Source organism: Streptomyces sp. V2I9 (assembly GCF_030817475.1).
In the GTDB taxonomy this organism is placed as follows: domain Bacteria; phylum Actinomycetota; class Actinomycetes; order Streptomycetales; family Streptomycetaceae; genus Streptomyces.
Window position 1 is genome coordinate 4,812,220 of sequence record NZ_JAUSZJ010000002.1, and the last position, 26,903, is coordinate 4,839,122.

A 26,903-nucleotide genomic window follows, 5' to 3' on the forward strand; every position below is an offset into this window, starting at 1 on the left:
CGCTGTCCGGTCGGTGATGCTAGACGAGACGTCTCGTCTTGCTAGGTGGGTGAGCGTAGCGCATGATCCGGCGCGGGGCCAGGGGGCCAGGGGGCCAGGGGGCCAGGGGGCAGGGGCGAGGGTCAGGGGGCAGGGAGTGGGGAGTGGGAGCGAGGAGGGGGCGTCGGGTCCGGGGGATGGCTCGGTGCGTGTGCGCACGCCGACGGCAGGGAAAGGGGGCGGCCGTGGGCACGTGGATCGTCGCGCGCACGCCGCCGCCCCCTTCCCGCTGGCCCTCACGGGGCCCCCTCGCTGACCCTCGCGGGGCCCTCGCGGGGCCCTCGCGGACCCCCGGGTCGAGACCTCACCGGTGGGAGAGCGTGTTCTCGGTCCGGGGGCGCGGGGCGTCCGGCCGGGGGGTCCTCCGGTCGCGCAGCAGGGACAGCGCCGGGCTCGTGACCGCTGTCGTCGTCAAGGCCATGATGACCAGGATGGTGAACAACTCCTGACCGATGACGCCGAGTTCGAGACCCACAGTGAGGACCACCAGCTCGGTCAGTCCTCGGCAGTTCATCAGGGCGCCCACCGACAGGGCGCTCCGCCAGGGCATCCCGCACAGGCGGGCCGCGCCCGCGGCGCCGCCCCACTTGCCCAGGAAGGCGATGGCGAGGACGGCGGCGGCCCACAGCCACAGTCCGGGCGAGCCGGTGAGACCTCCGATGTCCGTGCGCAGCCCGGTGTGGACGAAGAACAGCGGCAGCAGTACGGGGACGGCGAAGGCCCGCAGCCGGGCCGCCGACACCTCGATGCGCGGCACTCCGCGCGGTGTCACCACCCCGAACAGGAAGGCCCCGAACAGCGCGTGCACCCCGATCCGGTCGGTGGCCAGGGCGGACAGGCACAGCCCGCTGAAGAGCACCACCATCACCGCCGCGTCCCCGACCCGGCCGGCCCGCCCCGCCAGGCGGGCCAGCAGCGGCCGCACCGCGTACAGCAGGAACGCGGTGAAGGCCACCGCGAGTCCGGCCGTCACCACCGCCTCCATCGGTGAGCCGGCCGTGGCCAGCGCCACCACCACGGCCAGCAGGCACCAGGCGATGACGTCGTCCACGGCCGCGCAGGCCAGGGCGAGCGCGCCCAGCGGTGTCCCGTACAGATCACGGTCGGTCAGGATGCGGGCCAGTACCGGGAACGCCGTGATGGCCATGGCCACGGCGATGAACATGACGAACGGCAACCTCCCCACCCCGTCGGGCGCCAGCCCCTCGTGCATCGCCAGGGCGAGGAGCGCGCCCAGGGTGAGCGGCAGCAGCATTCCGGCCTGGCTCACCGCCACCGCGACGCGGGTGTGGCCGCGCAGGTTCTTCAGGTCCAGCTCCAGACCGACCAGGAACATGAAGGCCAGCAGCCCGAGCTGGCCGAGTGCCGAGGTGTACGGCAGGACGGCGGCCGGGAACAGGGCGTGCTGGGCCTCCGGCCACAGCCAGCCCAGGAGCGAGGGTCCCAGCAGGATGCCGGTGGCGATCTCGCCCACCACCGGCGGCTGGCCCGCCCGGCGGCACAGGGCGGCCCCCGCCTGGCAGGCGAGGATCACCACGGGGACGGCGACGAGCAGCGCGGGCAGGGCGTCACCGGCTGACACGGGTGCCTCCTTCGCTCGGGTCCGGGCTCAGGGCGCCCGGTATCCCGGAGGCCGCCGGGCGGGCGAGGGGCGGGGCGGCGGGGGCGGCCGGGTGCGCGAGGGGCGGGGCGGCCGCTGCCGCGTCCGACCAGACGGCGTACCGGCGCAGCCCGTACAGCAGGGGCCGCGGGTCCTCCCGTACCGTCACGCGGCGGACCTCGGCGAAGACGGCCGTGTGGTCCCCGAAGCGGACGGTCCGGACCACGGCGCAGTCCGCCACTGCATGCGCGTCCGCCGTCAGATGGGGGCCGCCGGCCCCCAGCGGCAGCCGCCACTCGACGCGCTCGAAGCGGTCGGGAGCGCCGGAGGCGAACAGATCGGAGGCGGCGCGCGCCCGCTCGTGCAGCAGGTTCAGGGCGAAGGAGTTCTGGGCCAGCACCACGGCCAGCGTGGGGCTCGCCGTCCGCACGCACACCAGCACGGTCGGCGGTCTGAGGGCGACGCTCGTGACGGAACTGCAGGTCAGACCGTGCGGGACGGAGTGGGCGTCCAGAGTGGTGACGACGGAGACCCCGGTGGGGAAGGAGGCCATGAAGGGGCGGATGTCCGCCATGGCGTCCGCCTCCGGCTGGTCCGGTGGCAGGGCGCGGGGTGCTGAGCGGTGAGGCATGTCTGACTCCTGTCGTGACGGGGAACGGCCGCGGCCCGGCAACCGGCCGGGAGAGCCGTGCTGCCGGGCCGCGGATGGCCGTGCACCCTGTTCGCCCCGCGCCCATCGGCCGTCCGATGGGCGCAGGCCGAACAGGACCTACGCGCCGTGCAGTTGACGCAGGTAGTCGTAGGCGCTGGGAAGCGTCTCCAGCAGGTTCTGCTGCTGGCGCTTGACGGTGTCGAACAGGGGCTCCGCTCCCGCCACCGAGTCGGGGCGGTGGGCGAGGGTGGGCAGCGGGGTGTCCGGCTCCAGACCGAGCCCCGCGAAGATGCAGTAGTAGCTGCCGTTGGTCCAGAAGTTGCGGAACTCCGCCTCGAAGTTTCCGTAGTACGTCGACTCGTCGGTGATCGGCGAGTTGATCGGCAGACCGGCCTTGTAGGCGGAGATCTTCTGCTGGATGTTCTCCGGGAGCACCAGCTCCTTCTGGGCCCGCCAGAACGGGGTGTCGTTGCGCGGCGCGTAGTAGAAGTGCGCCTGGATGAAGTCGCGGGTGTCGTCGAACATCAACTCGATCTCGCGGTTGAAGCTGTCGACCAGCCCCGCGTTGAAGGTCTTGTCCGGGAAGTGCTTGGCCAGCTGGTAGATCGCCGCGCTGATGAAGTAGATGCCGGTCGACTCCAGCGGCTCCAGGAAGCAGGAGGACAGCCCGATGCTCACCACGTTGTTCACCCAGGCGCGGCGGTTGCGGCCGACCCGGAAGCGGATGTGGTTGAACTCCGTCTCCTCCGGGTCCAGGCCCCACATGTTCGCGAACTCGGCGGTGGCGGTGTCCTGGTCGGTGAACTTGCTGGAGTACACGTAGCCGGTGCCGAAGCGCCCCAGCATCGGGATCTTCCACGCCCACCCGGACGACATGGCGATCGACGACGTGTACGGCTCGACGCCGTGCGCCTCGTCGTCGTGCGGGACGGCCGTCGCCACCGCGCTGTCGCACATCAGGTGGTCGCTCATGTCGATGAACGGCTCCTCCAGCGCCTTGTTGATCAGCAGGCCGCGGAAGCCCGAGCAGTCCACGAACAGGTCGGCGTCCAGCTCCAGACCGCCCTTGGTGTGCAGGGCCGTGACGTAGCCGCGGGAGTCCTGCTCCACCCGCACCATCTCGTCCTGGACGTGGTTCACGCCCTGCTTCTCGGTGGCGAACCGGCGCAGGAAGTCGGCGACCAGCTGGGCGTCGAAGTGCCACGCGTACCGGGTGGCCGGGCGGCCGTCGAGCCAGCGCGGGGCCTTCATCGCGTCCATGACGGGCGGCTCGCGGAAGCAGGCGTAGTCGAACGGCTCGGTGGTGCGGCCCTCGAACTTGCGCTTGTACCAGTAGTGGGACAGCGGAGTCTGGTCGTAGTCGGGGAGCAGCCCGAACGGGTGGTAGAAGTGGTCCGGGCCGCCCTCCGGCAGCTCGCGGGCCGTGGACTCGCCCTGCCCCTCGGTCCGCCAGTTCACGAACCGTACGGCCATCTTGAAGCTGGCGTTGCACTCCCGCATCCACTCGTCCTCGGCGATGCCGAGGTAGTCGAAGAAGGACCGCTGGAGGTTGGGGACCGTGGCCTCGCCGACCCCGATGCGCGGGATCGCGGGCGCCTCCAGGACGGTGATGTCCACCGTGCCCTGGAGAGCCTTCCCGAGGTACGCGGCCGTCATCCAGCCGGCCGTGCCGCCGCCCAGGATGACGACCTTCTGGAGCCGGGTGTCGGTGCTGGTCATGGAGCAGCCCTCTTTTCGGATCGGCGGTTCGGGTGGTTGTGCACAGCAGTCTGGGAAACGGTCCTATCCCCGCCCTACACCCCGCCGCGGCCCCGTTGTAGGGGCGTCGTAGACCCCCCGCGCACACTCGGCGCAGGCACAGCGCGGAGGACGGACGACGAGCGGGGGACGCGATGGACACCGTGGCTACGGAGACGGCGGAACCGGCGGTACGGGTGCGCTTCCTGGGCGGGTTCGAACTGACCGTCAACGGGACTCCCGTGCGGCGCTGGCGGGCCGGCAAGGCCCGCGGCCTCTTCCAGTACCTGGTGGTCCACCGCGGTCAACTGCTCACCAGGGAACGGCTCTACGCGTCCCTGTGGCCCGGTGCGGACAGCTGCGCCGGCAGCTCGCTGAAGGTGGCCGCCCACGCGCTGCGCCAGGTGCTGGACGCGCATCCGGAGAGCCCCGGCAGCTCCGGGATCACGCTCGTCCACCGGGACTTCGGCTACGTCCTGCACGTCGCCGGCCTCTGGTCCGACCTCGACCTCTTCCAGGAGTACGTGCACAGCGGCCTGCGGGCCGCCACCGCGGGCGACCTCCCGCTCGCGCGGAACCGGCTGCGGGCGGCGCTCGACCTGTACGGCGGCGACTTCCTGCGGGGCGAGAGCGCCGACTGGGTGGTCGAGCAGCGGGAGTACCTCCGGGCGCTCGCGCTGCGGGCGCTCGGCGTGCTGCGCGCCGACGCCGAGGACCGGGAGGACTCCGTGGAGCTGATCGGGATCTGCCGCCGCGTCCTGGAGATCGACCGCCACCACGAGGAGACCTACCGCGCGCTGATGGCCGCCCACGGCCGCCGGGGCGAACTCGCCTGCGTACGGCGCTGGTACGAGCTGTGCGCCCGGCGGATGAACGACGAACTGGCCCTGCCGCCCGGCCGGGAGACCCAGCAGCTGCTGCGCACGCTGATCCCGTCCGCCACCCGTCCGAGCGCTCCCGCGACGGTCCGGGCCCTGCGGCCGCCGGGCCGCCGCGCCGGGGTGCCGGTGTGGAGCGCCGGGTTCCGTACATCGGCGCCGGCCCCCGGAGCGGCCGCCGCCGTCCGTACGGCCGTGCTCACCCCCGGACCGGTACGGACGACCCGGCCCGACACCAGGGCGCCGGCGCCTCCCGCCCGCCACCGCGTCGCGGACCGTGCGAGCGGCACGGCGTCCCCGTGAGCGGGTGACCGCCGACGACGCCGACCGCACCACCGGCGACGCCGACCGCACGACCGGTCCGGCGTCCGCACGGCCCGTCCGGCGGGCGGGTGCCCGACCCAGCTGTCCAGCGGGCCCGCGCATGCGGCGGACCCGCGCATTCCGCGACCGAGTGAGGACCACCACCGTGACCATGCTGACCGAGCCCACCGTGCTTCTCGCACCCCGCGACACCGGGCCGTCCGGGGCCAACCCGGCCCCGCTGCCGCCCCGCCACACCGACCAGTGGATCGGCGGCGCCTGGGTCCCCTCCGAGGCCGAGGGCCGCCTCGCCGTGACCGACCCCGCCACCGAACGCGTCCTGGCCACCGTCCCGGCCGGTGGCGCCCGCGACGCCGACCGGGCGGCCCGTGCCGCATCCGACGCCTTCGTCCGCTGGTCCACCACCCCCGTGGGCGAGCGCGTCGCCCTGCTGCGCCGGGTCGTCGAGGCCATGGAGGCGCGCGCCGACCGCTTCGCCGAGATCATCACCGCCGAGGTCGGGTCGCCCGCCGGGGTGGCCCGCCGCACCCACGTCGGCCTCTCCCTCGGCATGGCCGCGCGCTGCGTGGAGACCGCGGCCTCCTACGCCTTCGAGGAGCGGGTGGGCCACTCGCTCGTCGTACGCGAGCCGGCGGGCGTCGCCGCCTGCGTCACCCCGTGGAACACCCCGCTGCTGCTGACCGTGCAGAAGATCATTCCGGCGCTCGCGGCGGGCTGCACCGTCGTGCACAAACCGAGCGAGATCACCCCGCTGCACGCCCGGCTGCTCGCGGAGGCCGTCGCCGAGGCGGACCTGCCGCCCGGCGTCTTCAACATGGTGGTCGGCACCGGCGCCGCCGCGGGCACCGCGCTGGTCACCCACCCCCTCGTCGACGTCGTCTCGCTGACCGGCTCCACCCGCGCGGGCCGCGAGGTCACCGCGCTCGGCGCGGACCGGATCAAGCGGGTCCACCTCGAACTCGGCGGGAAGAACGCCTCCCTCGTCCTGGACGACGCGGACCTGGCCTCCGCCGTGGCCGCCACCGTCGACCAGATGCTCTTCAACACCGGCCAGACCTGCCTCCAGTGGAGCCGGCTCCTCGTGCCGCGCGACCGGCAGGAAGAGGCCGTCCAGCTCGCGGACCGGGCCATGGACGGCTATGTGACCGGCGATCCCCGCGACCCGGCCACCGACCTCGGCCCGCTCGTCTCCGCCGCCGCCCACGCCCGCGTGACCGCGTACATCCGGCGCGGCCTCACCGAGGGCGGGGCCCGCCTGGTGCGCGGCGGCCCGGACCGGCCCGACGGCCTGGACACCGGCTACTACGTCCGGCCGACGATCTTCGCCGACGTCGACCCGCTCAGCACGCTCGCCCAGGAGGAGATCTTCGGGCCCGTGCTGTCCGTCATCCCGTACGACGACGAGGAGCAGGCGGTCCGGATCGTCAACGGCACCCGCTACGGGCTGCACGGTGCGGTCTGGTCCGGCGACGACGCGCGGGCGCAGCGGGTGGCCCGCCGCTTCCGCTCCGGTCTGGTCGACGTCAACGGCGGCCAGTTCAACCCGGCCGCCCCGTTCGGCGGCTTCAAGCAGTCCGGGATCGGGCGCGAGTGCGGCACGGCCGGTCTGGAGGCGTTCCTGGAGACCAAGTCGATACAGCTCCCGCAGGGCCCCGGCGGCCAGGTCGTCGGTCCCCGGCTCCGGTCCACCGAGGCCGCCCGGCCCGCCGGAACGGCCCAGCGGCCCGCGGCCCCGGAGAGCCCCGCCCGCACGGAGAGGACCGAGGCATGACCCGCCCGCAGACCGCGCCGGCCGGCGCGAGCGCACCCGGCGGGCTGCCGCCGCTCTTCGCCCGGCTGGAGCGATGGAGCCGCGAACAGCCCGACGGGACCGCGGTCGAGGCGGTGGACGGCAGCCTCACCCACGGGGCGCTCACCGCCCGTACCGCCCGCTACGCCGCCGCCCTCGCCGACGCGGGCGTCGGCCCGGAGACCGCGGTCGGGCTGCTGCTCGGCCGCTCGCGGGAGAGCGTGCCCGCCCTGCTCGCGGTCTGGAGCCTGGGCGCGACCGCCGTACCCCTGGACCCCGGACACCCCGTGGAGCGAGTGGGAGGCGTCCTGCGCGACGCCGGGGCCGCCGTCCTGGTCGCCACCGGCACCCCCGAGGGCCTGGAGGCCGGAGGCATCCGGCTGGTCACCCCGCGCGAGGTGCGCCGGGGCCACCCCGGTGACCTCGTGGTCTCCCCGCCCGCCCCCGACAACTGCGCGTACCTCATCTACACCTCGGGAACCACCGGCCGCCCCAAGGGCGTCGAGGTCACCTACCGGGGCCTGGACACCTTCGTCGACGCGCTGGCCACCCTGGGGCTGCCCGCCGGGGGCCTCGGCCTCAACGCCGTCTCGCCCGCCTTCGACGGCTGGCTCTGGTGCACCCTGCTCTACCTGGTGCACGGCCAGGGCGTGGCCCTCACCGATCTCTCCCTGGACGGGCTGCGGCAGGCCGCCGCGGAAGGGCGCGAGGCCCTGCCCACCGGACTCCGGACGGTCTCCCTCACCCCGTCGCTGCTCGCCGCCCACGGGGACCGGCTCGCCTCCGCCGAGGTGATGGTGGTCGCGGGGGAGGCCTGCCCGGCCGCGCTCGCCGAACGGTTCGCCGGCGGACGGCGTCTGCTCAACGTGTACGGGCCCACCGAGGTCAGCATCGCCGCCACCTGGGCCGACAGCCGGCGGGGGGACGACGTGACCGGCATCGGACGGCCGCTGCCCGGCTACCGGGCGTACGTCCTGGACGAGGAGCTGCGCCCGGTGGCCGACGGCGCGGAGGGCGAGCTCTACCTCGGCGGCCCCGCGGTCGCCCGCGGTTACCGCGGCCGCCCAGGCCTCACCGCGAGCCGCTTCCTGCCCGACCCCTTCCAGGGCGGCGGCAGCCGCATGTACCGCACCGGGGACGTGGTGGTCCGCCGGCCCGACGGCGAACTGCGGTACCGGGGACGCCGCGACGACCAGGTGAAGGTGCGCGGCCACCGCATCGAGCTGGGCGAGGTGGAGCGGATCGCCGCCGAGCTGCCCGAGGTCGTGGCCGCGGCCTGCTGCCCGCTCCTCCCGGACGGGTCCCTGGGGCTCGCCGTGGTGGCTGCGGCCGGTTCCGACACCGCCCCGCTCGGCGGCCGCGTCCTGGAGCGCTGCCGCAAACGGCTGCCCGCCGCCGCCGTCCCCACCGCCGTACGCGTGCTCGACCGCATCCCCACCCTGAGCACCGGCAAGGCCGACCGGGAGGCGCTGGCCCGGCTGCTGGCGGAGCCCCTGCCGGGCCGGGACGCCGACCGGCAGCCGGCCGCGACCGCGACCGAGCGCACGGTGATGGAGGTGTGGGAGCGGGTGCTCGGCACCGGGATACCCGGCCCCGAGGCGGACTTCTTCGAGCTCGGCGGCCACTCCCTGGCCGCCGCCCGCGTGATCTCCGAACTGCGCCGCGCGACCGGACTCCGCGTGGGCCTCGGCACCCTGCTCAACCGGCCGACGGTCGCGGACGTCGCCGCCGAGATCGACCGGCTCACCGCCGAGCGGGGCACGCCCCCGGCCACGGCCACCGTCGCGGAAGGAGCCTAGACATGGGCAGTTGGATCTCCACCTGGAGCCAGGACCCCGCCGACCGGGACCTCCCGGCGCTGCTCTGCCTGCCCCCGGCGGGCGCGGGCTGCCAGCAGTTCCGCTCCTGGCAGCCCGAGCTGAACGGCATCGCGCAGGTGTACGGGGTACAGCTGCCGGGCCGCGAGAACCGCTGGGGGGAGGCGATGCCGGACACGTTCGGCGAGGCCGTCACCGCCATCGCCGCCGAACTGGAGGCCACCCTCGGGGACCGGCCCCTGGTCGTCTTCGGCCACAGCTTCGGCGGCCTCATCGGCTACGAGGTCGCCCGCCGGGTCACCCCCCGCGCCCTGCTGGTCAGCGGCTGCCGGGCGCCCACCCACTGGGACGGCGCCGGGCGCGGCATCGTGGACGACGGCGAGGAGCTGGACAAGCTCTTCGACACGGCGGGGCTCGACCCCGCCCTGCTCGACGAGGACACCCGCACCGTGATGGTGGGGATGCTCCGCAAGGACGCCCAGCTCTCGCTGAGTTACGTCCACCGCCCGGACGGCCTCCTCCCGGTCCCCGTGCACGCCTGGGGCGCCGACGGCGACGAGACCGTCAGCTCCGCCGACCTGGACGGCTGGGCCGCGGTCACCTCCGCCGGCCTCACCCGCCGCACCGTCACCGGCGGCCACCACGCCGTCCTGCGGCACCCCCGGCCCGTACTGGACCACCTGGCCGTCCTGCTGCGGGCCGAGGGCGCCCCCCTCACCCAGGCCGGCTGACGCCCTCTCACCCGGACCGGCCGACGCCCCGGCCCCCGGACCGGCCGACGCCCCGACCCTTCCCGCCCGAGCCCGGAGGACACCGTGCCCACCACCCACCAGGTCCTTGTGAACCACGAGGGGCAGTACGCGCTCTACCCCGCCACGCGCGAGGTGCCCGACGGCTGGGAGCCCGCCGGCTTCACCGGCCCCGAGGACGCGTGCGCGGCCTTCGTGGATGCCCACTGGCCCGACATCCGACCCCTCAGTCTGCGAGGCGCCTGAGATGGACATCGACCTGCTCGACCCGGGGCCCTTCGGCCGCAACGACTTCTGGGACGCCTTCACCTGGCTGCGCGCCAACGCGCCGGTCCACTGGCACCCCGAGCCCGGCGGGGCGGACGGCGGCTTCTGGGCGCTGAGCCGGCACCGCGACATCATGAAGGTCTACGCCGACAGCGAGACCTTCCTCTCCGCCCACGGGATGCGGCTCGGCAGCGACCCGGTCGCCGTCGCCGCCGTCGCCCAGCGCATGCTCATCGTCTCCGACACCCCCCATCACACCCGCCTCAAGCGGGCGCTCGGCCAGGCCTTCGGGCCGCAGCAGATGCCCCGGCTGGAAGCCCTCGTCGAGGAGGTCGTCCGCGAACTGGTCGCGGAGGCGGCCGAACGCGACGAACTGGACTTCATCGACCTCGCCAAGCAGCTGCCCAACCGGGTGGTCTGCGCGGTCCTCGGCATCCCGCGCGCCGACTGGACCTGGATCGGGGACCTCACCACCGACGCCTTCGACTCCCCGGACGAGACGGTGCGCGGCAGCGCCCACTCGGAGATCTTCCTCTACTTCATCGAACTCCTCGCCGAACGCCGGGCCCACCCCGGCCAGGACCTGGTCAGCCAGATCGCCCACGACACCCTCGTGGACGAGGGCGACGGCGTCGAACGGCCGCTCAGCGACCAGGAGATCGTCTTCAACCTCAACGGCATCCTGTCCGGGGCCAACGAGACCACCCGCTACTCCGCCGCCGGGGCCGTCCACATGTTCGCCCAGCGGCCCGACCAGTGGCGGCTGCTGCGCGAGAGCGGCCCCGACGGCATCGCCCCCGCCGTCGAGGAGGTCCTGCGCTGGACGACCCCCGGCGTGCACGCCCTGCGCACCGCCGCCCGCGACACCGAGATCGGCGGCGTCCCGATCGCCGCGGGCACCCGCGTCACCCTGTGGAACGTCTCCGCCAACCGCGACGAGGCCGTCTTCGACGCACCGCACGAGTTCCGCGTCGACCGCCGCCCCAACCGGCACATCGCCTTCGGCCACGGCCGCCACCTCTGCCTCGGCGCCCGCCTCGCCCGCTTCGAACTCGGGGCGCTGCTCAGCGAGATGGCCGCCGTGCTGGACGGCTTCGAGGCGACCGGCCCGGCCACCTTCAACTCCTCCAACTTCACCTGGGGGATCAACCGTCTCCCCGTGCGGCTGCTGCGCAGCCGAGCCTTCGCGAAGTAAGAAAGGGCCCGCACTGTGACCACCGCACTCGTCGACTTCAACCGTACGGACGCCGCGTTCCCCACCACCGGGTACCCGCGGCTCCTGACCGAGCAGGCCGCCCGCACTCCGGGAGCCACCGCACTCGTCCAGGGCGCGCGCTCCTGGACGTACGCCGAACTGGAGGCCGCGGCCAACCGGCTGGCTCACGCGCTCATCGCCCGCGGAGCGGCACCCGGCACCCGGATCGGGCTCTGCTACCCGCGAAGCGCCGACTACGTCCTCGGCGCCCTGGCCATCCTCAAGACGGGCGCCGCGATCGTCGCCCTCGACCCGGTCAACCCCGACGACCGCCTCGCCGCCATGATCGCCGACGCCGATCCGCTGCTGGTGCTCGTCCCGGCGGACCTGGACCACCATCTGCCCGCGGGCGTCCCCCGGACCGAGGCCGCCGCGGACCGGAGCCTGCCGGACACCCCGCCCGCCGTGGTCACCGGCCCCGACACCATCAGCCACCTCATCTACACCTCCGGCTCCACCGGCACGCCCAAGGCGGTCCTGGAGCGGCACGGCGCGCTCACCAACCTCGTGCACTGGACCACCCGCGCCTACGACGTGCGCCCCGGGGACCGCGCCTCCTGGATGTCCACCCCCGGCTTCGCCGTCCAGATCATGGAGTGGCTGGCCTATCTGCCCGCCGGAGCCGCGATCCACATCCCCGAGGCCGGGCAGGCCCAGACCCCCGAGCAGATCCGCGACTGGCTGGTATCCGAGGGCATCACGCACACCATGCTGGTCGCCGCCCTGGCCGAGCCCACCTGGGGCCTCGCCTGGCCCGCCGACACCGCGCTGCGCACGCTGGTGACCACGGCCGAACGCGTCCACAGCTGGCCGCCCGTGGACACCCCCTTCCGCGTGGTGATGACGTACGGCACCACCGAGACCACCAACGTGCTCTCCTGCCTCGACCTGGGCGCGGGCACCGACCTCACCAGCCGGGCCACCCCCGAGGAGATCCGCGCCACCCGGCAGGTCCCGGTGGGCGTGCCCATCGCCAACCTCCGCGCCCACCTCCTGGACGCGGACGGCCTTCCGGTGCCCGACGGCGAGGTGGGCCGGCTGCACGTCTCCGGCGCCGGCCTGGCGGCCGGCTACCACGGCCGCCCCGAGCTCACCGCCGAGAAGTTCCGCCCCAACCACGTCCCCGGCGACCCGCACCCGGTGCTCTACGACACCGGGGACCTGGCCCGCCGCCGCGCCGACGGGGCGGTCGAGCTCCTCGGCCGCTCCGACTCCCAGGTCAAGATCCGCGGCTTCCGCGTGGAACTCGGCGAGGTGGAGACCCACATCGCGCGGCTCGACGGCGTCGCCGAGGCCGTCGTCGTCACGCGGGACCACGGGCCGGGCGACACCCGGCTGGTCGCCTACCTCTCCCCGGCCGAGGGAGCCGGCCCGGACCCCGCCTCGGTACGGGCCGAGGTCTCCCGCACCCTCCCGTACTACATGGTCCCCTCCGCCGTCGTCGTGCTGCCCGCACTGCCGCGGCTGCCCAACGGCAAGGTCGACCGGCGCAGCCTGCCCGAGCCGCCCGAGCGCGGTGACAGCGCAGCCGCCGGATACGAGGCCCCGCGCAACGAGGTCGAGGACGCCCTGATCCGCCTGTGGGCCGAGGCGTTCCGCACCGACGGCATCGGCATCCACGACAACTTCTTCGACCTGGGCGGCCACTCGCTGCTCGCGTTCAGACTGATCGACGAGATCCGCCGCCGCTACGGGGTCGAGCTGAGCCTCCCCGACCTCTCCACCTGCCCCACCGTCGCCGAACTCGCCCCCCTCCTCACCGGGGAACGCAGCGGCGGGCGGCACTCGTTCGGCGGCCTCCCGGCCATCGTCCCCGACCCGGACAACCGCTTCGAGCCCTTCCCGCTCACCGAGAGCCAGCAGGCCCTGTGGATCGGCCGCGGCGGCCTGATCGACCTCGGCAACGTCGGCTGCCACGGATACTTCGAGTGGGAGAGCCCCCGGCTCGACCTGCCCCGCTTCGAGAACGCCTGGCGGCGCCTGGTCGAACGGCACGACGCCCTGCGCACCCGCGTGCTGCCCGACGGCACCCAGCAGGTCTTCGAGGAGATCCCCGCGTACGAGATCCCCGTCACCGACCTCGGCGGCCTGGACGAGCCCGCCCGCCAGGCCGAACTGGCCTCCCTGCGCGAGCGGTTGTCGCACCAGGTCCTGGACGCCGACGCCTGGCCGCTGTTCGACGTGCGGGTCAGCCTGCTCGGCGGCGGCCGGGCCCGTATCCACCTCTCCCTGGACTTCCTGGTCGCCGACGCCTGGAGCTACTTCCAGGTGCTCATCCCGGACCTGGTCACCTACTACACGGACCCCGCCGCCGAACTTCCCCCGCTGGAGCTGACCTTCCGCGACTACGTGCTCGCGGTCGGGAACTCCCTGCGGGACAGCGAGATCTACCGCCGCTCCGAGTGGTACTGGCGCGACCGGCTCGCCACCCTGCCGCCCGCCCCCGCGCTGCCGCAGCGCCCCGCCGACGCCCCCGAACTGCCCGTCCGCTTCGAGCGGCGCAGCCACGTCCTGCCCCCGGAGCTGTGGGCCCGCGTGCAGGAGCGGGCGTACGCCCGCGAGGTCACCCCCTCCGGCGTCCTGGCCGCGGCCTACGCCGAAGTCCTCGGCCGGGCCTCCGGACAGGCGCGCTTCACCATCAACTTCCCCCTTTTCAACCGGCTTCCGCTGCACCCGCAGGTCAACTCCCTGCTCGCGGACACCACCACGACCCTGCTGCTCGCCGTCGAACAGCGCGACCACACCTTCGCGGGCCGCGCTCGGGCCGTTCAGCGCCGCCTCTGGGCCGACCTGGAGCACCGCTACTTCAGCGGGGTCCAGGTGCTGCGCGAACTGACCAAACTGCGCGGCTCGCTGGCCCCCGCCATGCCCGTCGTGATGACCAGCCTGGCCGGCCACCCCCCGCAGTACGAGGAGACCGAACTGGGCGCGCCCGTCTACGGCATCTCCCAGACCCCCCAGGTCTCCCTCGACTTCCAGGTCTTCGAGAAGCCCGAAGGGCTCACGTTCAACTGGGACTTCCTGCCGTCCGTCCACCCGGACGGACTCATCGACGCGATGTTCGAGGAGTTCACCGGACTGCTGGAATCCCTCGGCGAGGACGCGGCCTGGGAGCGCCCCTCCGCTCCGCCCGGCGAGCCCGAAGCCGCCCCGGCCGAGGCCGAGGAGCGCGACACCGGCGACGCCTGGGAGCGCTACTGGGCGGGCATCCGCCACACCGGGCGCGGCGGCGAGGTCATCTGGGACGCGGACAGCGACGACGAGTTCCAGTGGCTGCTGGGCCAGGCACGCCGCCACTTCCGCCCCGACCTGCCGCTCATCGACCTGGGCTGCGGAAACGGCCGCTACAGCCGGGAATTCGCCCCCCACTACCCCTCGGTGGTCGGGGTCGACGTCTCGGCGAGCGCCATCGAGCACGCCGTCCGCGAGGCGGAGGGAGTGGCGAACGTCGACTACCTGGCGCTCGACATGACCGACGCCGAGCAGGCCGCCGCCCTGGGCGACGGCCCGTACAACATCTTCGTGCGCGGGGTCTTCCACGTCCTGGACAGCCGGGCCAGGGCCCGGCTGGCGGCCGTCGCGGAGCGGCTGCTGGGCGACGAGGGCACGATCGTCGTGCACGAGCCCGACTACTCCAGCAACTCCTTCGGCTACCTCGGCTTCGTCGGTGGCAAGCGCGGCCGGGCCGAGGACCTGGTCGGCCCGCTGGAGGCCGCCGGGGTCCGTCACTCGCACCGCTTCACCCGGCCCGAACTGGCCGAGGCGTTCGGCGCGGACGGCTGGGAGATCGTCGAGGACGAGGCGGTGGAGCTGCACGCCATCGACCCCCGCTCGGACACCGAGGCCCTGCGGCTGCCCGGCTACTACGCGGTGCTCCGCCGCAGGCGCTGAGCCGGACCCGTTCCGGCGGGCCCCGCCGGAACGGTCTCCACCGCCACGCCTCCTTGCGTGGGCGGGTACGGAAGAAGGGCCCTGGCCGAGGCCGGGCGGGCATGCTGGACGAGCCCGCCCGCCCCGGCCTTCCCGCGTGCGGGAACCAAGCGCCGCGGCCGCCCGGCCGGGGCGGAACGCGGGCCGCCGGGCATGCGGCGGCCCGTGAGGACACGCGGCCGCGGCCGCTCGGCTGAAAGACGGGAACACGTGGAACGACGGACGACCGACCGGCTGCTCAGGGCGCGCGCACAGGCGATCGGGGGCGGGGTCCGGGAGGAGTCGGCCGCCGCCGTCCTCGACCGGGTGTTCGCCGTCCAGGCCCAGGACCTCCCGGCGGCGGAGCTGGGCCTGCGCGTGCGCGCGCACGGGCTGACCGCACCGGCGGTGCGCCGCGCCACCGACACCGAACGGACCGCGGTCCGGGGCTGGTTCATGCGCGGCACCCTGCACCTCGTGCCCGCCGCCGACGTCCGCTGGCTGCTGGCGCTCTTCGGCCCGGTCCATCTGGCACTGGCCGCCCGGCGCCTGCGCGAACTGGAGCTGGACGACGCCGTCTGCGCCCGCTCGGAGCGGATCATCACCGAAGCGATCGCCGCAGAGGGCCCGTTGACCCGCGCGCAGCTCACCGACCGGCTCACCACGATCGGCGTCCCCCCGAAGGGGCAGGCCGCCTTCCATCTGATCCGCCGGGCGGCGCTGGCCGGCCTGATCTGCCACGGGCCGCAGCGGGGCGGCGACGCCACCTTCGTCCTCCTCGACGACTGGCTGCCCGCCGCCGGCCCGCCGTCCTTCACCGGGGCGGCCGCCGAACGGGAGCTCGCCCGGCGCTACCGGCTGGCCCACGGCCCCAGCGACGCCGAGGACTTCGCCCACTGGTCGGGGCTGCGCACGACGGCGGCGAGAAGGGCCTGGGCGGCGGTGCCCGACACCCCCGCCGACCCGCGGGACGAACCGGCCGGCCCCGACGTCCGGCTACTGCCCGCCTACGACGACTACCTCGTGGCCTACCGGAACAGGGACCTCTCGGTGCCCGCCGAGCACGCCCGCCGGGTCTGGCCCGGCGGCGGACAGATCCGGCCCACCGTGCTCGTCGACGGCCTGGCCGTGGGCACCTGGTCGGGCGGCCGGCGCGGCACCCCGGTGACCGTGGACCTCTTTCCCGCAACCGCAACCGCGACCGCAACCGCAACCGCGACCGGTGAGGTGGCCGAGGGAATCGCGCGTGAGAGCGCCGACGTCGAACGCTTCTCCGACGCATCTCATAAGCGCTCTACATAAGTTCTCCATTCCCCGCATTCATAACCGGGCCCTAACTCGCGGTCCCTAGGGTCGGAGCCGACCGACTATCCCTCCCCCAATCAGAAAAGGGGCGTCGACATGGCTTTGGGTCGGCATTCCGATTTCAACCGCCTGTGGTTCGGGCAGACCGCCAGCAATTTCGGAGACAAGATCTCGCTCCTCGCGCTGCCGACCCTCGCGGTCGTGGTGCTGGACGGTGGAGCCATGGAGGTCGGCGTGCTCGGCGCGCTGCGCTTCCTGCCCTTCCTGCTGCTCGCCCCGTTCGCGGGGCTGGTGGCGGACCGGTTCTCCCGGCGTACGATCATGATCGCCGCTGACCTGGGGCGCTTCCTGGCCCTGGCGACGCTTCCGCTGGCGTTCGCCCTCGATTCCGTCACCCTGGTCCATCTCTTCATCGTGGCCGGTGCCACCGGCTGCCTGACCACCTTCTTCGAGGTCTCGTACCAGTCGTGGCTGCCGCAGCTCATCGGCACCGAGAACCTCATCGAGGGCAACACCAAACTCCAGATCAGCCGCAGCGTCGCGGAAGCGGTCGGAGCCGGCGCCGGTGGCGCGCTCATCCAGGTCCTGGGCGCGGCACGCGCCATCACCGCGGACGCGGTCACCTTCCTCATCTCCTTCGTCGCCCTGCTGTTCATCCGGCAGCGGGACGTGCGCGAGCGGGCCGAGGGACAGAAGGCGTCCGCGAAGACGGAGCTCAAGGAGGGGCTGCGGACCCTCTTCGGCAACCCGGTGCTGCGGGGCCTGTTCACCGCGAACGTCGTGGTCAACCTCGGCGCCGCGATGGGTGACGCCCTGCTGATCGTGTACGCGTACAAGGTCCTCGACCTCAGCCCCGGCCAGGTCGGCGCCGCCTTCGCCGTCATGTCGGTCTTCGTGATCGTCGGCGCGGTGCTCTCCGAGACGGTCGCCAAGAACCTCTCCGTCGGCCGCCTCCTGGTCATCACCGCGGTCGTGCTCGGCGCCGGCTACATCGTGGTCCCGGCGGGCGGTGCGATCGGCGGCTTCGTGGGCCTGATCGTCGTCCAGGCGATCATCGGATTCGTCTCCCCGATGTTCGACATCCACGTCCTCAGCCTCGTCCAGGGCGTCACCCCGAACGAGCAGATGGGCCGCGTCAGCGGCAGCGCCCTCTCCGCGGTGTACGGCGCGCTGTCCCTCGGCTACTTCCTGGGCGGCGCGCTCGGCGAGGGCATCGGCCTGACGGCGGCTCTCGCGGCGGCCGGCGCGGTCACCATCATCGGCGGCCTGACCCTGCTGGGCGGCCCGGTGGCCAAGATCAAGGAGATGCCCGGAGGCGAGCCCGGAGCCGCGGACGCGGACGGCCCGGCCTCCGAGCCGGTGGCGACCGAGGCCGGCGAGGCGCCCAAGGTGGGCATCTGACCGGTCCGCACCCCGCCCCGCCCCACGGGAGCGGGTGCCTCCAGGACCGGTCGTCCGCACGGCACCCGCTCCCGGCGAACGACCACCGGACGCGGCCTCCGCACCACGGCACGGCCCCGGCCGGCGCGGGCGGCAGCTCCACCCGCCGCCGCACCCGCCGCCGTATACGCGAGCGAACAGCACCGCCGCGCAACCGGCCCCCGCACGGCCCGTACCGCCGCGATACCGCCCCGCCCCGCCGCACCCTCGCAGCCGCGCGCCCCGCGGTGCGCGAGCTGCCGTACTCCCTCTCCCGAAGACGCACGGAGGCCCCAGGTGAGCGAGTCCCTCGCCGAACGCATAGCCGCACTGCCGAAGTCCCGCCGGGCACTGTTCCAGGCACTGGCGGGCCGCAACGGCGCGCGCGACGCCGCACGGGAGGACCCCGAACCGGCGCCCCGCGACCCCGCGGCCCCGCCGGTGCTCTCCTTCGCGCAGCGCCGGCTCTGGTTCATCGACCAGCTCCAGCCCGGCAGCCCCGCCTACAACGTGCCGGTGGCCACCCGCATCCGCGGCCCCCTCGACGTCCCGGCCCTGCACGCGGCGCTCCAGGAGATCGTGGACCGCCACGAGGTGCTGCGTACCGTCTACACCTACCGGGACGGCGCGGCCGAGGCCGTGCCGCGGGTGGTGGACGGCTTCCGCCTGCCGCTCCCGGTGACCGAACTTCCCGGCGAGGAGGCCGTGCGGCCGTTCTACGACGCGGACGCCGGCGCCCCCTTCGCCCTGGCCGACGCCGTCCCCGTGCGGGCCCGGCTCGGGCGCATCGGCGACGAGGACCACGTCCTGGTCCTCAACCTCCACCACATCGTGACCGACGGCTGGTCGATGCGGATCCTCTCCACCGAACTGGAGCGCGCCTACGCGCTGCGCACCGGCGCCGGCGGCGAGCGGCTCGCCCCGCTCGCCCTCCAGTACGCCGACTTCGCCGCCTGGCAGCGCCGGCGGGTCAGCGGCGACCGGCTGGAGAACCTCACCTCCTTCTGGCGGGAGGAGCTGGGCGGGGCCGCCCCGGTGGACCTGCCCACCGACCGGCCCCGGCCCCCCGTCTTCGGGCACGCCGGAGCCTCGCGCTACATCGACCTCCCGACCGGACTCGTCGCGCGACTGCGCGCGTTCGGGAAGTCGGAGGGCGCCACCCTCTACATGACGCTGCTGGCCGGCTTCGCCGCCACCCTGCGCCGCTGGACCGGCCAGGACGACATCGTCGTCGGCACCTCCGTCTCCGGCCGCGACCACCCCGCCTTCGGCGATCTCATCGGCTTCTTCGTCAACACGCTGCCGCTGCGCATCCGCACCGGCGGCGACCCCGGCTTCGCCGACCTCGTGCGCTCCACCCGCCACACCACCCTCCAGGCGTACGCGCACCAGGAGATGCCCTTCGACCTCATCGTGGACGCCCTCGGGCTTCCCCGGGACCCCAGCAGGCCCCCGCTCACCTCCGTGATGTTCCTGCTGGACGAGACCTCCGACAGCGCCCCCGCCCTCGCCGGCCTGGACACCGGGGCGATCGACTTCTCCTCGCACGCGACCAAGTACGACCTCATGATCAGCGTCCATGACACCGGCGAGGCGGTCCGCGCCCTCGTGGAGTACCCCACCGACCTGTTCGACGCGTCGACCGTGGACCGGCTGCTCGGCCACTTCCTGACCACGCTCCAGGGCGCGGTGGACGACCCCCGCACCCCGCTGTCCGCGCTGCCGCTGCTCACCGAGGCCGAACGGCGTACGGCCCTCGACGACTGGAACGCCACCCGCGCCCCGTTCCCGCAGGACGCCTGCCTGCACCAGCTCTTCGAGCAGCACGCCGACCGCACCCCCGACGCGCCCGCCGTGCTCCTGGGCGGACTCGGCGGCTGGAGCGTCACCTACCGGGAGCTGGAGGAGCGGGCCAACCGGCTCGCGCACCGGCTCGTCGAGGCCGGAGCGGGCCCCGACCGGACCGTGGCCCTGTGCCTGCGCCGGGGGCCCGGCCTGGTCACCGCGATCCTCGCCGTCCTCAAGGCGGGCGGCGCCTACGTCCCCCTGGACCCCGACTACCCCGCCGAACGCCTCGCCCTGCTGCTGCGGGACGCCGCACCGCCCCTCGTCGTCTCCGACTCCGAGCTCATCGGCCGCCTGCCCGTCCCCGACGGCACCGCGCGGGTCCTGCTCGACACCGACCGGGCCGCGCTCGCCGAACTGCCCGCCACCCGCCCGGCCGTCCCCGTCACCTCCCGCGATCTCGCCTACGTCATCTTCACCTCCGGCTCCACGGGCGCCCCCAAGGGCATCGCCCTGGAACACCGGGGGGTCGTCAACAACCTGCTGGACCTCAACCGTTCGTACGGCATCGGCCCCGCCGACCGCGTCCTCGGCCTCTCCTCGCCCAGCTTCGACATGAGCGTGTACGAGACCCTCGGCATCCTGGCGGCCGGCGGCGCCCTCGTCCTGCCCGACCCGGCCGCCGCCAAGGACCCGGCGCACTGGGCGGACCTGCTGGAGCGCCACGGCGTCACCGTCTGGAACTCCGCCCCCGCCCTCCTCGGCCTCCTCGTCGACCAGCTCGAACACGCCGACGGCCCCCGGCTGCCGCTGCTGCGCACCGCGTTCCTCGGCGGCGACTGGATACCCGTCACCCAGCCCGACCGCATCCGCGCCTTCGCTCCCGGACTGTCCTTCGTCGCCCTCGGCGGGGCCACCGAAGCCTCCATCCACTCCCTGGAGTACCGGGTGGGCCGGGTCGGGCCCCGCTGGACGAAACTCCCGTACGGCAGGCCCATGGCCAACCAGCACGCCCACATCCTCGACCCGCTGGACCGCATCGTCCCCGTGGGCGTACCCGGCGAACTCCACCTCGGCGGCGTCGGACTGGCCCGCGGCTACCTCAACCGCCCCGAACTCACCGCCGAGAAGTTCGTCCACGTCGAACTGGAGCCCGGCCGCACCGAACGCCTCTACCGCACCGGCGACCTGGCCCGCCGCCACCCCGACGGCACCGTCGAACTCCTCGGCCGCACCGACTTCCGGATCAAGCTGAACGGGCTCCGCATCGAACCCGGCGAGGTGGAGAGCGCCCTGCGCGACCTGCCCGGCATCCGCGAGGCCGTCGTCACGGCCCGCCGGACCGCCACCGGCTCCGACCGCCTCGTCGCCCACGCCGTCCCCGAGGAGGGCGCGGCCCCCGACCCGGCCGCCCTGCGGACCGCGCTCGCCGCCGTCCTGCCCCCGCACTGCGTGCCCGCCGAGGTGACCCTGCTGGAAAGCCTGCCGCTGAGCCCCAACGGCAAGGTCGACCGCACGGCCCTGCCCGGACCGGCCCCGGCCACCGGTCCCCGGCCCGCCGCCCCCGACGCCCCGGCGGACGGCGACCCCGTCGCCCGGCGGATCGCCGCCGTCTGGGCCGAGGTGCTCGGCCTGCCCGAGGTGGCTCCGGGGGACGACTTCTTCGCCATCGGCGGGGACTCCTTCGCCGCCGTCCGCGCGGTCCGGGCCGTCGCCACGGCCCTGCCGGACGGAGGAGCGCCGGCCCTGCGCGTCGTGGACCTCTTCAGCAACCCGACCCCGGCCGGCCTCGCCGCCCGGTGTGCGGAACTCGCCGGTGCCGGCGAGGGCCACCACCGGCTGCTCCACCGGCTCACCCCCCGGCGCCCGCCCGGCACCACCACCCTGACCCTCGTCTGCTTCCCGCACGGCGGCGGCGACGCCATCGCCTACCAGCCGCTCGCCGCCCACCTCCCCCCGCACATCGAGCTGCTGGCCGTCTCACCGCCCGGCCACGATCCGCTGCGCCCCGGCCCGATGCTGCCCGTGCCCGACTTCGCCGAACTCGCCGCCGCCGAGATCGCCCGCACCGTGCGGGGCCCGTACGCCGTGTACGGCCACTGCGCCGGCGTCGTCACCGCCCTCCAGACCACCCACGTCCTGGAACGCCTGGGACACCGCCCCGTCGCCCTGGACCTCGCCGCCGCCCTTCCCGAGGACGACCCCCAGTACGCGCTGGAGATGGAACGGGTCTCCGGCGACGACGACCTGGTCGCCTATCTGACCACCATGGACGGCTTCGACGGCGTCCTCGACGACCGGGACCTGAGCGCCGTCCTGCGGATGGTCCGCCACGACATGACCGAGGCCGCCCGCTTCTTCGCCCGCCACCCCGACGGCTTCGAACAGCCCCTGACCACCCCTCTGACCTGTGTCATCGGCGATGCCGACGCGGCGACCGAGGGGTACGAGGAGGGCTACCGCGCCTGGGGCGCCTACGCGGCGGACGTGCGCCTCGCCGTGCTCCCCGGTGGCCGCCACTACTTCGCCAAGCACCTGCCCGAGCGGCTCGCCGCTCTGCTCGCCGATCTGCACCGCAACGGAGGAACCCATGTCTGACCTCGCCGAACGGCTCGGCCGACTGCCCCAGGGACAGCGTTCCCGGCTGCTGGGCCGCATGCGCAACCAGATGGCGGCCGGTGTGGGACGGGGCGTCCAGCTCGCCCGCGCCGACCACGGACCGCGCTCCCGCTCCTCCTACCAGCAGGAGCAGATGTGGTTCGTGGACCGGCTCGGCGCCGGCAAGGCCCGCAACAACATAGCCCTCGCCGTCACCCTGGGCGGCCCGCTCGACCGCGCCGCCCTGCACGAGGCGGTCAACGCCGTCGTCGCCCACCACCAGGTGCTCCACAGCAAGCTGGTCGAGATCGACGGCGTCCCCTGGCAGGAACCCGTCCCCTCCTTCGTCCTCGGCATCCAGAGCACCGACCTCTCGGAGAGCGAGGACCGCGACCGCGAGCTCGCCGAACTCACCGCCTCCTGCGCCGCCGCCCCCTTCGACCTGGCCGCGGGACCGCCCCTCCGCGCCCATCTGGTCCGGCTGGCCCCCGAGCGGCACGTCCTGCTGTGGGTCGTCCACCACATCGCCTGGGACCCCGGCTCGACCCGCATCTTCACCGAGGAGCTGACCGCCGCCTACGCCGCCGCCGCTGCCGGACACCGCCCCGAGACCCCCGAACCGGCCGTCGAGTACGCCGACTTCGCCGCGTGGCAGCGGGCCAAACTGGAGAACGACGGGCACGGCAGGGCGCTCGCCGCCAAATGGCGCCAGCTCCTGGCAGGCGCCGTGGCCACCGAGGTCCGCCCCGACCACCCGCGCGGCCCCGAGACCAAGGGCGACGGCCGCGGCCTCAAGCTCGTCCTCGACCAGGAACTCCTGGACCGGCTCACCGCACTCGCCGACGCCCACAGCACCACGGTCTTCACCACCCTGCTGGCCGCCTTCAACGCGCTGCTGCGGCACTGGACGCGCACCGAGGACGTCGTCGTCGGCACGGCCAGTGCCTCCCGCCCCCACCCCGACCTGGAGCGGGTGATCGGCTGCTTCGTCCAGATGATCACCCTGCGGACGGAGGTCACCGACACCCTCACCTTCCGCGAACTCGTCACCCGCACCGCCGCCTCCGTGATGGACTCCTTCACCAGCAGCGAACTCCCCTTCGAGCAGGTGGTGGAGGCGGTCCAGCCGGCCCGCGACCCGCTGCGCCACCCGCTGTTCCAGATCGAGTTCACCTCGCTGGGCCGCTGGGGCACCCACCGGTCGCGGGCCGGGGACGTCGAGTTCGGCGTGGACCAGCTCCACGACGGCGCGGCCAAGTTCGACATGAGCTTCCTCGTCGGGGAGAACGACGGCCTGGAACTCTCCCTCGAATACAACACCTCCCTCTACCGGCACGGCACCGCGAGCGCCCTCCTCGCCGCCTTCCACCAGGTGCTCCAGCAGGTCGCGGCCGACCCCGACCTCACGGTCGGCGAGATCAGCCTGGTCGAGGAGCCGGCCGCCTCCCGGCACGCCCGCGAACTCTCCTGGGGCGGCCCGGTCGACGAGGCCGCCTGGACGACCACCCTGGACCGCGCCTTCCGCGAGCGCGCCTCGATCCACCCCGACGCCGTCGCCGTCCGGCACGGCTCCACCCGGCTCGACTACGCCGCACTCGACCGCTGGTCCGAGGCCATCGCCCACCGCCTGCGCGACCGGGGCGTCGGCCACGGGGACCCCGTCGCGGTCCGCGTGGCACGCGGACCGGCCGCCGTCGCGGGCGTCCTCGGCGTCCTCAAGGCGGGCGGCCACTACGTACCGGTCGACCCGGCCGCCCCCGCCGAGCGCACCCGCACCGTGCTGACCGACGCCGGCGTCCGCCACGCCCTCGTCGACGACAGCGCCGAACTGCCCCTGCCCCTGGAGCTGGTGACCACCGGCAGTGCCGCCCCCGTGCGCGAGGTCCCCTCGCTCGCTCCCACCGCCACCCCCGGCGACCTCGCCTACGTGCTCTACACCTCGGGCAGCGGCGGCACCCCCAAGGGCGTCATGATCGAGCACCGCTCGGTCACCCACTTCTCCCGCACCATCGCCACGGCGTACGAGATCAAGGCCGCCGACCGGGTCCTGCACTTCGCCCCGCTCACCTTCGACGTCTCCGTCTTCGAGATCTTCACCACCCTCCTGGCCGGCGGCTCCCTCGTCATCGCCACCGACGACGAGCGCCGCGACCCCGCCCTCCTCCAGCGGCGGATGCGCGAGGAGGAGGTCTCCGTCGCCGAACTCCCGCCCGCGCTCCTGCCGTTGCTCGACCCTGCGGAGCTGCCCGCCCTGCGGCTGGTCTCGGTGGGCGGCGAGGCGTTCCCCGGCCGGCTGGTCGCCGAATGGACCGCGGGGGAGCGCCGGTTCGTCAACGGGTACGGGCCCACCGAGGCGACCGTCGCGGTCACGCTGATGGACTGCGTCGGCGCCTACGACCGCAACCCGCCCATCGGCCGCCCGATCCCCGGCCACCAGGCGTTCGTCCTCGACGAGCGGCTGCGCCCCGTTCCGCCCGGAGTGCCCGGCGAACTCTGCGTGGCCGGCCCCGGCGTCGCCCGCGGCTACCTCGGCCGCCCCGAGCTGACCGCCGAACGCTTCGCCGACAACCCGTACGCCGCCGGCCCCGAGACCGCCCGCCTCTACCGCACCGGCGACCTCGCCCGCTGGCTCCCCGGCGGCAACCTGGACTTCCTCGGCCGCACCGACCGCCAGCTCAAGGTGCGCGGCCACCGGATCGAGCCGGGCGAGGTCGAGGCCGTCCTCACCGGGCACCCCTCCGTGCAGCAGGCCGTCGTGCTCGCCCAGCCCGCGGCGGGCGGCGAACGCATGCTGACCGCCTACGTCACCGTCGAACAGGTCGGCGCCTACGCCTCCGAGGTCGCCGACGCGGAGGGGCTGCGCGCCTACACGGCCGCCCGGCTCCCCGGATACATGGTCCCGGTCGTCATGGTCGTGGACGACCTGCCGCTCACCCCGCACGGAAAGATCGACACCCGGTCCCTGCCGCTCCCGGCGGACGAGGCGTCCCGGGGCGGCACCCCGCCGCGCGACGCCGTCGAGGAACAGATCTGCCGGGACATCCTCACCCCGCTGCTGGAGTGGCGGAACCCCGACGTGGAGGGCGACTTCTTCGCCCTCGGCGGCAGCTCCCTCCAGGCCACCATCGTGGTCTCCCGCGTCCGGGCCCTCTTCGGCATCGACATCGCCCTGGCCGACTTCTTCGGCCGCCCGACCGTCGCCGGCCTCGCCGACCTCGTCCGCAGGGCCCGGGCCGAGGCCGCGGGCGAACAGGACCGGCTGCTCGCCGTCTTCGAACAGATCGAGAACATGAGCGACGAGGAGGCCGCCACGCTCCTCGGCAGCCTCCAGCGGCCGGACGGGTCCTGATGGCCGGGCAACCCGCCGCGGACGGGGTGCTGGCCGCACTGCCCGAAGCCAAACGCGAGCTGGCCCGGCTGCTGCTCGCCGCCCGGCAGCCGGTCCCCGGCCACCCGGTCCCGCGCTCCGGCGCGGGGCCGGTCCCGCCGACCGCCCTCCAGACCAGGCTGTGGCGACGGGAACACGCCCACCCGGCCGCCGCCACCGGCTCCCACGCCCTGCGGCTCACCGGCCGGCTGGACGAGCGACGGCTGACCGGGGCGCTCACGGCGGTGCTGCGCCGCCACGACTCCCTGCGCACCCGGCTGGTGGCCGCCGCGAGCGAGCCGCCACGGCTGCACGTGGACGACGAGCCGGTCCTGCGGCTCACCCGCACCGACCTCACCGGCCTCCCCGCACCGGCCGCGGCCGAACGCGTGGCCCGCGAGGTCACCGGGAGCGCCACCACCGTCCTGGACCTGGAGAGCGGGCACACCAGCGCCTTCCGGCTGCTGCGCACCGCCCCCGGCGAACACGTCCTGATCCTCGCCTCCCACCTCGCGGTCTTCGACGGCTGGTCCTCCGGGGTGTTCCTCGCGGACCTGGCCACCGCCTACCGTGAGGACGCCGCGGAACCCGCCCCGCCCGCACCGCGGTTCACGGACTACGCGGACTGGCAGCACCGCTGGCTGGCCGGGCCGGAGGGGGCGGCCGAACGCGCCCGCCGCCGGGCCGTGTTCGCCGCCGACCCGCCAGCGCCCCGGTGCCCCGACGGCTTCGACCGGGGCCACCTGCCGGTGCGGCTGGCGCGCGGGCCCGTGGCGGCCGGGATCGAGCTGGGCGCGGCGGGCGGGAGCCACCCCGTTCATGACCCTGCTGGCGGCGCTGGCGGTGGTACTGGCCCGGCGGACCGGGCGGACCTCCGCCGTCATCGGCGCCCCTGCGGCCGGCCGGTTCGCGGCACCGCTCGAAGGAGCCGTGGGCCAGTTCACCACCGTCGTCCCGATCCGGATCGACCTCGCGGGCGGCCCCGGCTTCCCGGAGCTGCTGCACCGCACCCGTACCGCCGTCGCCGAGGCGCTGGGCCACCAGCGCCTGCCGGTGGACGTCCTGTTCGGCGACGGCACACCCCCTCCGTACGAGGTGCTCTTCGCCCTGCACAACTACCCGGCCGTCCCGCTGGACCTGCCCGGCGTCGAGGTCGGCCAGGTGCCGGGGCCGCCCGCCCGCCACCTGGAGCTCTACAGCCCCGACCCGGCCGCGACCCTCGCCTGTGTCGGCCTCGTGGAACGGGACGGCGAGATCGGCGGCACCGCCGAGTACAACCGCCACGCGATCACCCCCGAGGGCGTACGGGGGCTGCTCACCGGTATCGAGGAGGTGCTGGAACAGGCCGTGGCCGCCCCCGGCCGGGCGCTCTGACCACCCACGCCCCTCTCCCCGCCCCTCTCCTCCTCTTCT

14 protein-coding genes and 2 pseudogenes are annotated in these 26,903 nt (G+C 74.4%); 13 read left to right on the plus strand and 3 right to left on the minus strand.

The window, feature by feature from the left end; all coding sequences use genetic code 11:
• Positions 1 to 343: 343 nt before the first annotated feature.
• The 3 genes from QFZ71_RS21360 to QFZ71_RS21370 form a co-directional block, all read right to left on the minus strand.
• Positions 344 to 1,621: a cation:proton antiporter gene (locus QFZ71_RS21360; RefSeq protein ID WP_307669776.1), complete on the minus strand. Its 1,278-nt coding sequence runs from the start codon at positions 1,619 to 1,621 to the stop codon at positions 344 to 346.
• Positions 1,608 to 2,270, minus strand: a complete 663-nt coding sequence (locus tag QFZ71_RS21365) for a flavin reductase family protein (protein WP_307669777.1) — start codon at positions 2,268 to 2,270, stop codon at positions 1,608 to 1,610. The genes QFZ71_RS21360 and QFZ71_RS21365 overlap by 14 nt, the downstream gene beginning before the upstream one ends.
• A gap of 138 nt (positions 2,271 to 2,408) precedes the next feature.
• A complete protein-coding gene (locus QFZ71_RS21370; protein ID WP_307669778.1) occupies positions 2,409 to 4,010 on the minus strand; it encodes a tryptophan halogenase family protein in 1,602 nt (533 codons plus the stop codon).
• A gap of 182 nt (positions 4,011 to 4,192) precedes the next feature.
• Here QFZ71_RS21370 and QFZ71_RS21375 point away from each other — a divergent pair, with 182 nt between their 5' ends.
• The 13 genes and pseudogenes from QFZ71_RS21375 to QFZ71_RS21430 all read left to right on the plus strand — a co-directional run bounded on the left by QFZ71_RS21375 (position 4,193) and on the right by QFZ71_RS21430 (position 26,864).
• Entirely contained in the window at positions 4,193 to 5,209 is a 1,017-nt protein-coding gene (locus QFZ71_RS21375; protein WP_307669779.1) for a BTAD domain-containing putative transcriptional regulator, read from the plus strand.
• Between the two features lie 172 nt (positions 5,210 to 5,381).
• Positions 5,382 to 7,001: an aldehyde dehydrogenase family protein gene (locus QFZ71_RS21380; protein ID WP_307671541.1), complete on the plus strand. Its 1,620-nt coding sequence runs from the start codon at positions 5,382 to 5,384 to the stop codon at positions 6,999 to 7,001.
• On the plus strand, positions 6,998 to 8,818 hold the full coding sequence (locus tag QFZ71_RS21385) for a non-ribosomal peptide synthetase (protein ID WP_307669780.1): 1,821 nt from the start codon (positions 6,998 to 7,000) through the stop codon (positions 8,816 to 8,818). Before QFZ71_RS21380 ends, QFZ71_RS21385 begins: the two co-directional genes overlap by 4 nt.
• A gap of 2 nt (positions 8,819 to 8,820) precedes the next feature.
• Positions 8,821 to 9,567, plus strand: a complete 747-nt coding sequence (locus tag QFZ71_RS21390) for a thioesterase II family protein (RefSeq protein WP_307669781.1) — start codon at positions 8,821 to 8,823, stop codon at positions 9,565 to 9,567.
• A gap of 81 nt (positions 9,568 to 9,648) precedes the next feature.
• A pseudogene (locus QFZ71_RS21395) lies at positions 9,649 to 9,831 on the plus strand (MbtH family protein); the annotation flags it as partial.
• A gap of 1 nt (position 9,832) precedes the next feature.
• The gene (locus tag QFZ71_RS21400) at positions 9,833 to 11,047 is read left to right on the plus strand and encodes a cytochrome P450 (protein WP_307669782.1); all 1,215 of its coding nucleotides are present in this window, start codon (positions 9,833 to 9,835) and stop codon (positions 11,045 to 11,047) included.
• 15 nt (positions 11,048 to 11,062) lie between these two features.
• A complete protein-coding gene (locus QFZ71_RS21405; RefSeq protein ID WP_307669783.1) occupies positions 11,063 to 14,998 on the plus strand; it encodes an amino acid adenylation domain-containing protein in 3,936 nt (1,311 codons plus the stop codon).
• A gap of 249 nt (positions 14,999 to 15,247) precedes the next feature.
• Positions 15,248 to 16,318 (plus strand): winged helix DNA-binding domain-containing protein, encoded by a 1,071-nt coding sequence (locus QFZ71_RS21410; protein WP_307669784.1) that lies wholly within the window; start codon positions 15,248 to 15,250, stop codon positions 16,316 to 16,318.
• Positions 16,319 to 16,417: 99 nt separating this feature from the next.
• The gene (locus tag QFZ71_RS21415; RefSeq protein WP_307669785.1) at positions 16,418 to 17,722 is read left to right on the plus strand and encodes an MFS transporter; all 1,305 of its coding nucleotides are present in this window, start codon (positions 16,418 to 16,420) and stop codon (positions 17,720 to 17,722) included.
• Between the two features lie 315 nt (positions 17,723 to 18,037).
• Positions 18,038 to 22,123, plus strand: a complete 4,086-nt coding sequence (locus QFZ71_RS21420) for an amino acid adenylation domain-containing protein (RefSeq protein WP_307669786.1) — start codon at positions 18,038 to 18,040, stop codon at positions 22,121 to 22,123.
• Positions 22,116 to 25,472, plus strand: coding sequence for an amino acid adenylation domain-containing protein (locus QFZ71_RS21425; RefSeq protein WP_307669787.1), 3,357 nt, complete (start codon positions 22,116 to 22,118; stop codon positions 25,470 to 25,472). The genes QFZ71_RS21420 and QFZ71_RS21425 overlap by 8 nt, the downstream gene beginning before the upstream one ends.
• A pseudogene (locus tag QFZ71_RS30500) lies at positions 25,472 to 26,131 on the plus strand (condensation domain-containing protein); the annotation flags it as partial. The gene QFZ71_RS21425 and the pseudogene QFZ71_RS30500, both read left to right, overlap by 1 nt.
• Positions 26,061 to 26,864: a condensation domain-containing protein gene (locus QFZ71_RS21430; RefSeq protein WP_307669788.1), complete on the plus strand. Its 804-nt coding sequence runs from the start codon at positions 26,061 to 26,063 to the stop codon at positions 26,862 to 26,864. The pseudogene QFZ71_RS30500 and the gene QFZ71_RS21430, both read left to right, overlap by 71 nt.
• The last annotated feature ends 39 nt before the right edge of the window (positions 26,865 to 26,903 follow it).